This window comes from Thioalkalivibrio sp. ALE20 (assembly GCF_000381405.1).
GTDB lineage: Bacteria > Pseudomonadota > Gammaproteobacteria > Ectothiorhodospirales > Ectothiorhodospiraceae > Thioalkalivibrio.
Genome location: NZ_KB906477.1, coordinates 1 through 9,370 on the forward strand (window position 1 = coordinate 1; position 9,370 = coordinate 9,370).

General features: G+C 67.1%; 11 protein-coding genes and 1 pseudogene. All 12 read right to left on the reverse strand.

Annotated elements, in window-relative coordinates; all coding sequences use genetic code 11:
• Nucleotides 1-155: 155 nt before the first annotated feature.
• A complete protein-coding gene (locus tag F790_RS0110250) occupies nucleotides 156-1,157 on the reverse strand; it encodes a phosphotransferase (protein WP_019591607.1) in 1,002 nt (333 codons plus the stop codon).
• 13 nt (nucleotides 1,158-1,170) lie between these two features.
• Nucleotides 1,171-1,461 carry a hypothetical protein gene (locus F790_RS0110255; protein WP_018871374.1) on the reverse strand — a complete coding sequence of 97 codons (291 nt, stop codon included), beginning with the start codon at nucleotides 1,459-1,461 and terminating at the stop codon, nucleotides 1,171-1,173.
• 3 nt (nucleotides 1,462-1,464) lie between these two features.
• Nucleotides 1,465-2,412 (reverse strand): sodium-dependent bicarbonate transport family permease, encoded by a 948-nt coding sequence (locus tag F790_RS0110260; RefSeq protein WP_019591608.1) that lies wholly within the window; start codon nucleotides 2,410-2,412, stop codon nucleotides 1,465-1,467.
• 69 nt (nucleotides 2,413-2,481) lie between these two features.
• Nucleotides 2,482-3,057 (reverse strand): SgcJ/EcaC family oxidoreductase, encoded by a 576-nt coding sequence (locus F790_RS0110265; RefSeq protein WP_019569876.1) that lies wholly within the window; start codon nucleotides 3,055-3,057, stop codon nucleotides 2,482-2,484.
• A gap of 108 nt (nucleotides 3,058-3,165) precedes the next feature.
• Nucleotides 3,166-4,167 (reverse strand): LysR family transcriptional regulator, encoded by a 1,002-nt coding sequence (locus F790_RS0110270; RefSeq protein WP_018871377.1) that lies wholly within the window; start codon nucleotides 4,165-4,167, stop codon nucleotides 3,166-3,168.
• 56 nt (nucleotides 4,168-4,223) lie between these two features.
• Nucleotides 4,224-6,545 carry a nitric oxide reductase activation protein NorD gene (locus F790_RS0110275; RefSeq protein WP_019591609.1) on the reverse strand — a complete coding sequence of 774 codons (2,322 nt, stop codon included), beginning with the start codon at nucleotides 6,543-6,545 and terminating at the stop codon, nucleotides 4,224-4,226.
• Between the two features lie 28 nt (nucleotides 6,546-6,573).
• Nucleotides 6,574-7,377 (reverse strand): CbbQ/NirQ/NorQ/GpvN family protein, encoded by an 804-nt coding sequence (locus tag F790_RS0110280; protein ID WP_018871379.1) that lies wholly within the window; start codon nucleotides 7,375-7,377, stop codon nucleotides 6,574-6,576.
• Between the two features lie 62 nt (nucleotides 7,378-7,439).
• Entirely contained in the window at nucleotides 7,440-7,868 is a 429-nt protein-coding gene (locus tag F790_RS0110285) for a hypothetical protein (protein ID WP_019591610.1), read from the reverse strand.
• A complete protein-coding gene (gene parA, locus F790_RS0110290; protein ID WP_019591611.1) occupies nucleotides 7,865-8,500 on the reverse strand; it encodes a ParA family partition ATPase in 636 nt (211 codons plus the stop codon). The genes F790_RS0110285 and parA overlap by 4 nt, the downstream gene beginning before the upstream one ends.
• 13 nt (nucleotides 8,501-8,513) lie before the next feature.
• Nucleotides 8,514-8,795: a 4a-hydroxytetrahydrobiopterin dehydratase gene (locus F790_RS0110295; RefSeq protein WP_019591612.1), complete on the reverse strand. Its 282-nt coding sequence runs from the start codon at nucleotides 8,793-8,795 to the stop codon at nucleotides 8,514-8,516.
• The gene (locus tag F790_RS0110300) at nucleotides 8,779-9,231 is read right to left on the reverse strand and encodes a bacterioferritin (protein WP_018871383.1); all 453 of its coding nucleotides are present in this window, start codon (nucleotides 9,229-9,231) and stop codon (nucleotides 8,779-8,781) included. Before F790_RS0110300 ends, F790_RS0110295 begins: the two co-directional genes overlap by 17 nt.
• A gap of 10 nt (nucleotides 9,232-9,241) precedes the next feature.
• Nucleotides 9,242-9,370: pseudogene (locus F790_RS13845) on the reverse strand (carbon dioxide-concentrating protein CcmK); the annotation flags it as partial.

Below are 9,370 nucleotides of genomic sequence, written 5' to 3' on the forward strand. Positions count from 1 at the left end.
GAGGGCCGGCCTCCCACCGGGCGGCAAGGTTCGCCCCGCAGGAGGCCAGCCTCTGGCCGATCCGGCGCAGGAGACAGCCCGAACGCACAATCGGCCGGAGGGCCGGCCTCCTACCGGCCGGGGCAACCGTAGGAGGCCAGCCGATCCGGCGCGCCTCAGGCCGGCCCCGGATCCAGCCGCCGTACGACGTCCAGCGCAACCCGCCGGCTGTAGTCATGGATCTTCCAGTGAGCCGGGCTCCAGCCGACCAGGAAGCGGTAGAAGTCGGCCTGCGCCAGCGGGAACAGGTCCCGCCATTCGGCCTCCAGCGCGGCCGCCTCCACGTCCGGGTGGTGATCGCGCAGCGCCTCGCGCAGGGCATCAAAATAGGCGTCCAGCAGGTCGGCCTCGCGATGCTCCTGTTCCTCTTCGTCGAGGCAGGAGCCGATGAAATAGGCCACGTCCTTCATCCCGCAGCCGCCGCCGACGTACTGGAAGTCCACTGCCACCAAGGCGCCCCCGTCGGCAGCAAAACCGAAGTTCGCGACCTTGGCGTCGCCGTGGATGAGGGTGTGAAAGCGGGCCGCGTTCAGCCGGCGATCGATCTCCGCGGCCGTGCGGCGGATGGCCGGGTCCTCGATCGCCGCCCATTCTTCCTGACGGGTCGCCAGATGCCAGTAGCTGCCGACCGGCCACAGGCCGTCGGGTGCGGTGCCGAGAAACGCGGCATGCAGCTCGGCCAGCCAGCGCAGGCAGAGGACCGCGCCGTCGAAGTCCAGGCGCTCGCGGCGGTCCGGGAAACCGGCCGCATCCAGATCCTCCAGGATCATCCAGCCGCCATGATCGTCCCCACCCGCCGCGAAACAGCGCGGGACGCGACAGCGCGACGGATCGAGCCGCGGGGCGAAATCCGCGTACCAGGCCCGCTCCACCTCGTAGGATCGCCGCTTGCGCCGGTCGGACACCCCGCCGCCCCAGCCGCGCGGATGGCTGACGGCTGCCGGGTAGCGCACGTCCTTCACCATCACCGAGGGGACCGGTGCATCCTCCAGGCGGTAGCGCCGGATCTCGCCGTAACCGCTCCACAGCCCCTGCACCCGCTCCTGCGGGTACGCCGCGCGGGCGCCGGTCGCGTCGCGCACGCGTGCGGCCAGCTCTTCGTCCTCCCGCGCACCCATGGCCGCAGCCGACTCAGTTGTGCAGCAGCGCGTCGGTGGTGTAGATCAGCAGCCCGTAGTCCTTCTGGTAGGTGTCGCGCATGTGCGCGGCAATGCGGGTGCAGAGCTCCTCGGACCCCAGCACCTCGATGCGGATATTGCCGCCCTGGCGCCAGTTGCCGCGACGCTTGCCGTGTTCGCCCCAGCCGCGGGCGTCGATCACGGTGTAGCCGCTGGCACCCAGCTTGCGGATCTCGTCGACCAGCATGTCTTCCAGGATCGCCTCGGTGACGATCACCATCAGGCGCATCGGTTCGCCTTCCATGCCCTATCCTCCGACTGCGTAGAGTTGTTCGGCCAACCAGAAGTAGAGCGGTACGCCGACGAAGATGTTGAACGGGAACGTCACCCCCAGCGAGGCCCCGATCGACAGTGCCGGGTTGGCCTCCGGCACCGCGATACGCATGGCCGCCGGCGCCGCGATGTACGAGGCACTGGCGTACAGCGTGGCCAGCAGCAGCGTGCCGCCCAGCGACATGCCCAGCCCCCAGCCCAGCACAATACCGAGGAGCGCGGCCACCACCGGCATCACGATCGCGAACGCCACCAGGAAGACACCGTAACTGCGCACCTCGGCGATGCGGCTGGACGCCACCAGCCCCATCTCCAGCAGGAACAGCGCCAGCACCCCCTTGAACAGATCCCAGAACATCGGCTCCAGCGGCTCGATGTTCTCCGGACCGGCCAGATAGCCGATCAGCAGACCGCCGATCAGCAGGAACACGCTCTTGCCGAAGAACACCTCGTGCAGGGTCTTGCCCCAGCGGGTGCCGCCACCGGTGCCCGCCTTCGCCAGCAGGATGCCGATCACGATCGCCGGGATCTCCAGCAGCACCAGGAACACGATCATGTGCCCCTCGTAATCCAGCCCGCGCTGGGCCAGGTAGGCCACCGCCACCGAGAAGGTCACCACGCTGACGGAGCCGTAGTGGCCGGCGATGGAGGCCGAGTCGGCGCGGGTCATGCGGCCGACCCAGCGCAGCACCGGGAAGGCGATCAGCGGGATGAACGCCGCCACCACCAGTACGGCCAGTCCGGGCAGGAGCAGGGGCACCAGATCGGATTCGGCCAGTTTGACCCCGCCGTGCAGGCCGATGGCCAGCAGCAGAAAGATGGACAGTGCCTCGTACACCGCCATCGGGATCTTCAGGTCGGATTTGGCCAGCCCGGCGATCGCGCCGAGCAGGAAAAACAGAACGACCGGTTCGGAAACCATGGTCCTTGCCTCCAGTCAGAAACGTCGCCCCGCGCCGGCTCTCGCGGGGCACGGGACTGTCGGTCTTGTTCAGTCGTTGCCGGGCATCATCGAGGAGTGGTGATGCACGATCTTCCATTCGCCGTCGCGATTCTCGTAGACGAAGGTGTAACGCGCCGGTACGTCCCTGACCTCGCCGCCGTCGCGCACGCGAAAGGTATAGGTACCCGCATCCGTCAGCTTGTTGCAGCCGAACTTCACGTTACGCTGAGTGATCGTGCCCGCGGGCCGCTTCTCCAGGAAATGGCGGAAATAGTCGCGGATCTCGTCGCGCGTGGTGCGCGGAACGTTCGACACCGTGGGCAGCAGCACCGCGTCTTCGGCATAGCAGTCGGTCACCCGATCGGCGTCGCCGGTTTTCAGCGCGTCGTTCCAGCGTTCGAAAAGCTCTTCCGCCAGACGCCGGGTCGCAGGGGCACAAACCACGCAGCTCTCATCCAACGGGGTGTCGATGGCGCCAAAGTTCGGGTCCCCACCCGTCCCGGTCACGGGGTGGTGCTGGTCCCGGTACGAGGCACTCAGGCTGAACCGGGCGCGCGGCTCGCTGTCGGCATCAATGAACCGGGTGCCGCTGATGCGCGGTCGGTCGTCGGAAGGCTTCTTCACGGGTGTTCTCCGCGGGCGCCGTGGCGGCCCTGATCAAAGGTTGTACTTTGCGGGGGATTGTAAACCGCCCCCCATAGCCTGTCAGCCGGGCCTGTCAGCCGGCACCGTTCATCCGGCGGAGGGGCCCTGTCCGGCATCGGCCTGCGCCTTGAAGGCAGCCAGCATGTCCTCGATCTGATTGCGCAGCCGTGCCTCGTCCTGAATGGCGAAGTCGAGAAAGGTCTGCGCCACCACCGACAGCACCTTCTGCCGCGGATGCACGATGTGCCACTGACGGTGGATCGGGAAATGCTCCACGTCCAGCAGCGCCACCGGCCCTTCCGCGCCCTCCGCGCTCAGGGTGTGCAGCGACAGCACCGAGATCCCCAGACCACCGATGACCGCCTGCTTGATCGCCTCGTTGGAGCCCAGCTCCATGCGCACCCGCGGATTGATACCGTGTTCCTGGAACAGCTTGAGGGTGGACTCACGGATCCCCGATCCCGGCTCGCGCATCAGGAAATTCTCCTGCTCCAGCTCCTGCAGCGGGATGTTGCGGCGCCCCGCAAGCGGATGATCGCGACTGGCCATCACCACCAGCGGGTTGGGCGCGAAGGGGTACACCGCCACGTCGGTCAGGCGCTCCGGCACATGGCCGATGATGTACAGGTCATCGTCGTTATTGGCCAGGCGGTCCAGCACCCGGTCGAAGTTCGAAACCTCCAGCGACAGCTCCACGTCGGGATAGCGCCGCGCGAACTGGCCGAGGATGCTGGGCGCGAAGTACTGCGCCGTGGTGATCACCGCCAGGCGAAGCCGGCCGCGCTTGAGGCCGTGCATCTCGGCCAGCTTCATCTCCAGGTTGGTCAGCGCCCCCAGCATCTCGCGGCAGGTGTCGTACAGCAGCAGCCCGACCTCGGTGGGCGACGCCCGGCGCCCGACATATTCGAACAGCGGCAGCCCCAGCGCGGAGGACAGCTTCTTGATCTGGATGGACACCGTCGGCTGGGTCAGGTGCAGCTCCTCCGCGGCGCGGGTGAAGCTGCCCAGGCGCACGATCGCCTCGAAGACCTGCAGCTGGCGCAGGGTGGCATGCCGGATCAGATGCGCCGGCAGCTCCGACTTGAGCATCACCTGCGGAAGGCCGGAATCCCGCGTCGAATCACTCTGACTCACGCCGCCCCCCGTTAACGGGTCGTCAGGCCGGCATACAGCATCGGCAATTTCTCCGGCAGCCGTTCGACCCGATCCAGCACCATGTAGTGGTTCCCAAAGATGCGCTCCACGTAATCATCGGCGTTAGGGTCCAGGCTCATGCAGAAACTGTGGACGCCATTGCGTCCGGCCTCCTCCACCGCGCGGCGCGCGTCGAAGCGCAGGTACTGCGGGTCGCGCACGTCGGTGTCCGAGGGCTCGCCATCGGTAATCACCAGCATCAGCTTCTTCTGCGAGCCGCGGGCACGCAGCTGCTCCGTGGCATGCCGGATGGCCGCTCCCATGCGCGTCGACAGTGCGCCGGTCATGCCCGCCAGGCGCGCCCGTGCGGTGTCGTCCCATGCCGCATCGAAATCCTTGAAGCGGAAATATTCGACGTCGTGCCGCCCGTCCGAGTTGAAGCCGTGGATCGCGAACGGATCGCCGATGCGCGCGATTGCGCCCGAGAGCAGGGTGGTCGCCTCGCGCGCCAGCTGCACCACCGAGGTGTCGGTCCCGCGCACCGTCTCGTTGGTCGACTCCGACAGGTCCAGCAGGACCAGCACGGACAGATCCCGCTCCTGGCGCAGGGTACGGGTGTAGATGCGCTCGTCGGGCTGACGGTTCATGCGCAGGTCGATCTGTGCCTCCACCAGCGCGTTCACGTCCAGCTCGTCGCCGTCGGGCTGGCGGCGCAGGCGCTGCATCCCCTGTGGCTGAATCGCCTCGATCAGGTATTTCAGACGGGCAATCAGCGGCTTGTGTTTCTCATTGATCGCGTCGATCTCGTCCAGATCGCCCTTTGGAGGGCGGCGCTCCAGCAGGGTCACCCAGTGCGGGCGCTCCAGCTGCATCTGGTAGTCCCATTCGTGATAGTGGAACGGCAGCGAGATCGGCTCCTTGCCCTCCTGCGCGTTGATGCTGGTGTCCTCGCCATCGCGGAAGAACTCCGTCGCCAGGACCATGATCTGCTGGGCATCGTCCCCGGCACTGGGCACGTCCAGGGTGTTGATCATCTCCATCGGCGTGACGTAGATGCGTTCCTGACCCGAGCCGTGTGCGGCCAGCACCTCCGCCTCTTCTTCGTCCTCGCGGCCCACCGCCCAGATATAGCGGTTGTCGTCGCGGTAGACGACCTCGGGCGCGATCTGCTTCGGGTTCACGTAGCCCTTCTCCGGGAACGCCGGCGCCAGCGCTTCCGCCAGTTCCGCCGCCAGTCCCGCACGTTCCAGATCGGACTCGCGGGCAAAGGCCGCCCGCGCCTCGTTCACGAACGGGTGCGGGTCCGTGTAATCGGCGTCGATCAGGGCGCGCGCGGTCCGTGCCAGCAGTGGCTGCGGCGCATCGCCGTCTTCCGGGGTGGCCGTGTGCAGGGGTTTCCAGATCTGCCCCAACCCCGGGAATGCGGCCAGTGTCAGCCCCTCGACCCGGGAATCCTCGAACAGCTCCAGCAGCGCGCCCCGGATCCCCCGCGGCGCCTCTTCTTCCTGGCGCTCGCGGGTATGCACCATGTGCGCGGCGGCATGCGCCGCCGCCGCGCGATACAGGTCAAGCCCGGTCAGCTCGTCGGTGTCGTCGAAGGCATCGGGCAGGAACAGCGTGAACCCCTGGATATACGGCCGGTACCCTTCGCGCGATTCGAAATCGCCGCTGGTTGGCCGCATGAAGAAATCGCGTCCCCACAACGAACGCAGATACAGGTTGATACGCCGCTGCACGTCCACGAACAAGGTCCCGCGGCGTTCCTTCTGGAATACCGAGCGCGACTCCGGCGACTGCAGGCCGAAGTATTCGATCTGCGCCTCGAGATCCGTGCGATGGGCCTGCGCGCCCCAGGTGGCCCAGCGCCGCAACCCGCCCAGGGTCAGATGGCTCAGCAGCTCGTCCAGGTGCTCCAGCATCGGACGCACGCCACGCGGGGCCTGCCCGAGCAACGAATCCAGCAGGCGCAGATAACCTTCGAACAGCGAATGGTCGCCCAGGCGACGCGCGGCGATGGGCGCGGTCGAGATTACCAGCGTGATCACTGCGGAACTGGTCTTGGAATACATCCGGATGGACGCACTCAGCAGCTCGGCCACCGCATCCTCGCCCAGCTCCTGGGCCAGCCCCGGGGCCTCCTGGATGAACGCCGCGACCAGATCGGTGCCCCGCCCCAGCGAATGCAGGCTGCGCGCCCCCTCAAGGTAATAGCGTTCCAGACCGGCCGGACTGAACGCGCGCGTCGCCTCCTGCCACGCGGACTCCAGCACCTGCGCGGCGTGTTCCCCGAGATCGTCGAGGAGGTCCGGATAGTCTTCCAGATGGATGCTCATCGCGCGCCCGCGCCGCCTCGAAGGCGGTCTAGAAGAACGTGGTTACCGCCGAATCCAGCGCATCGCGCATGTCCGGATCGTCGGTAATGGGCCGGACCAGGGCCATGCGACAGGCGGCCAGCGGCTGCACGTTTTTCCCGATCAGCGTGGCCGCATACACCAGCATGCGGGTGGAGATGCCCTCGTCGAGACCGTGCCCCTTCAGATTCCGTGCACGCTCGGCCACGCTGACCAGCTTGTCCGCTACATCCTCGCTCACGCCACCCTCGTGCGCGACGATCCGCGTCTCGGTCGCATGATCCGGATAGTCGAAATCCAGCGCGCCGAAGCGCTGCTTGGTCGATTGCTTCAGGTCCTTCATCAGGCTCTGATAACCCGGGTTGTAGGAAATCACCACCTGGAAGTCGGGATGCGCCTCGACCATCTCCCCCTTTTTCTCCAGCGGGAGCACCCGCCGGTTGTCGGTCAGGGGATGGATCACCACCGTGGTGTCCTGCCGCGCCTCCACGATCTCGTCGAGATAGCAGATCGCCCCGAGCCGGGCCGCCATGGTCAGCGGTCCATCCTGCCAGCGCGTCCCCTCCGCATCCAGCAGATAGCGCCCCAGCAGATCCGAGGCGGTCATGTCCTCGTTGCAGGCCACCGTCACCAGCGGCTTGCCCAGCTTCCAGGCCATGTGCTCCACGAAGCGCGTCTTGCCGCAGCCCGTCGGACCCTTGAGCATCATGGGCATGCGCGCCGCATACGCCGCCTCGTACAGCTCCACCTCGTCGGCAACCGGCTGGTAATAGGGCTCTGCGGTCACCCGGTATTCGCGCAGTTCGTCCTGCATGGCAATGCTCCTTCACAAAAAGGCCGGGCAGCGCCCGGCCATGCTCGCGTTTCCGTTTCGGCTCAGTCCGGCCAGACCCGATCCGGATGCAGATTCTCCCAGGGCGCATCACCGGTGGCGCGATCGTCGTTCCCCGGTGAGTCCTTGCGACTCCCGCGGCTGCCGCCGGAGGCCGGCTTCTTCGTCGTCGTTCCACTGCTCTTGCGCGTGCCGCCGGACCCGCCAGACCCGCCGGAACTGCCCGCGGTTTTCTTTGCAGCGGGCTTCTTCGCCGTGCTGCCGCGCGTCCCGGTCGTCGCCTTGCCGGCCGACGACTGGCCCGAGGCGGGCTTCTGCGCCGGCTTGTTCTCCGCGGTTTTCTGCTCCGTGCCGGACTCCGGTTTGCTGCTCGACTTGTCCTCCGTCGAAGTGCCCGATGCCTCGCCCTTGTTATCCTGGTTTTCGCGCGCCGCGCGCACGCCGGCCGCCAGCTTGTTCTGCAGGTCACTCATTGTGAAACCTCCTCGATGATGGCTTCGATCTCGGCCGCCGCCGCCTGTCCGGGTTTCCCCAGATCATAGACGGAGCTGCCTTCCAGCGCCGAACGCCGGTAGATGGCCCGCCGCCGCAGCGTCTGCTCCAGAGCGGGTATGTCGATCTCCATGAGGGCGTGTTTCATTGCGCGCGACAGCGCGCTGCGCACCTCAAGCTGGTTGACCACGATACGCGCCTGCAGATCCCGGTTCGCCCGTTGCGCGTCCTCCAGGCCCGTCCCCATGCGGACACTGCCCCACAGGTCCACCGGCGAAGGAAGCACCGGGATCAGCGCCAGGTCCGCCGCCGCCAGGGCGCCGTTCACCGCACCGCCTTCCAGGGTCGGCGGACAGTCGATGACCACGAAGTCATAGTCGCGCCGCAGATTCGCCAGCTCCCGCTCCAGCGGCCCGGCCACCGCGAACACGGATGCCGGGAACGGCTTGCGCTCCGAACTCATGCGCGCCCATTGCCCCGCCGAACCCTGAGGATCGGCGTCGACAACCAGGGTCCGGCCGCGCCGGGCCAGCCCGGCCGCGAGATTCATCGTCAGGGTGGTCTTGCCGGTCCCGCCCTTCTGATTGACGACCGCGATCACCCGCGAGCTCATTATGACCCCCGGGTCATGAAGTCACCTCGCCGGCGAGGCGGTCGACCTCGAGCGCGAACGCGCGATCCGCCTCACCGATCGCCTCGCCGTCCCGGGCGTCGATGGTGATGTTCACATAGGTCGTCCCGAAGCTGATGTTCGGGTGATAACCGTCGGCCTCGGACAGATCCGCGACCCGGTCGAGGAAATCCCGCGTCACCCCGTATCGATCAAAGGTGTACTGCTTGCTGATCGACACCAGCGAACCCTTGCCAGGCTCCCAGCCTCCGGGAACCACGTCACCGTTCTCGGCCATCGGAATCTCCGCTGCCGTTTGCATTCATTTGAGCATCGATCTCGCGCACGTGTTCCCACTCTTCGTCGAGCAGGGCCGAAAACAGCGCGGCATCCTCTCGGGCGCCGGTGCGACGGCAATACGCCATTGCTTCCTCGTACATCCGCACCGCGTCCAGCTCCAGCGCACGGTTGTACTCCATCAGCTGCCGCACTGACCGCCCCAGACGCACCGGAGCCAGCTGGCTGCCGGGAGGCGCCAGCCCGTAGTGCATCAGGCGGGTCATCAGGCGATCCGCATGCTCCAGTTCCTCCTGCGCTTCCCGCCGCAGCGAGTCGCTCAGTTCCGCCATGCCCCAGAGCGCGGTCAGCCGCGCCTGGGCCATGTACTGCTGGACCGCCGACATTTCATGCGCGACGGCCCGGTTCAGATAGCCCACGATCCGTGGATCGGCCATCGGCGTATCCTCAGCTGGCGGAGCCGCTGGCGCTGGGCGCACTCGGCAGGATGCTTTCCACTTCGGAATGCACGCGGGCAATGATGTGCGCAGCCACCAGGCCGTCACCCACACGCTCGCAGGAATCGGCACCGGCACG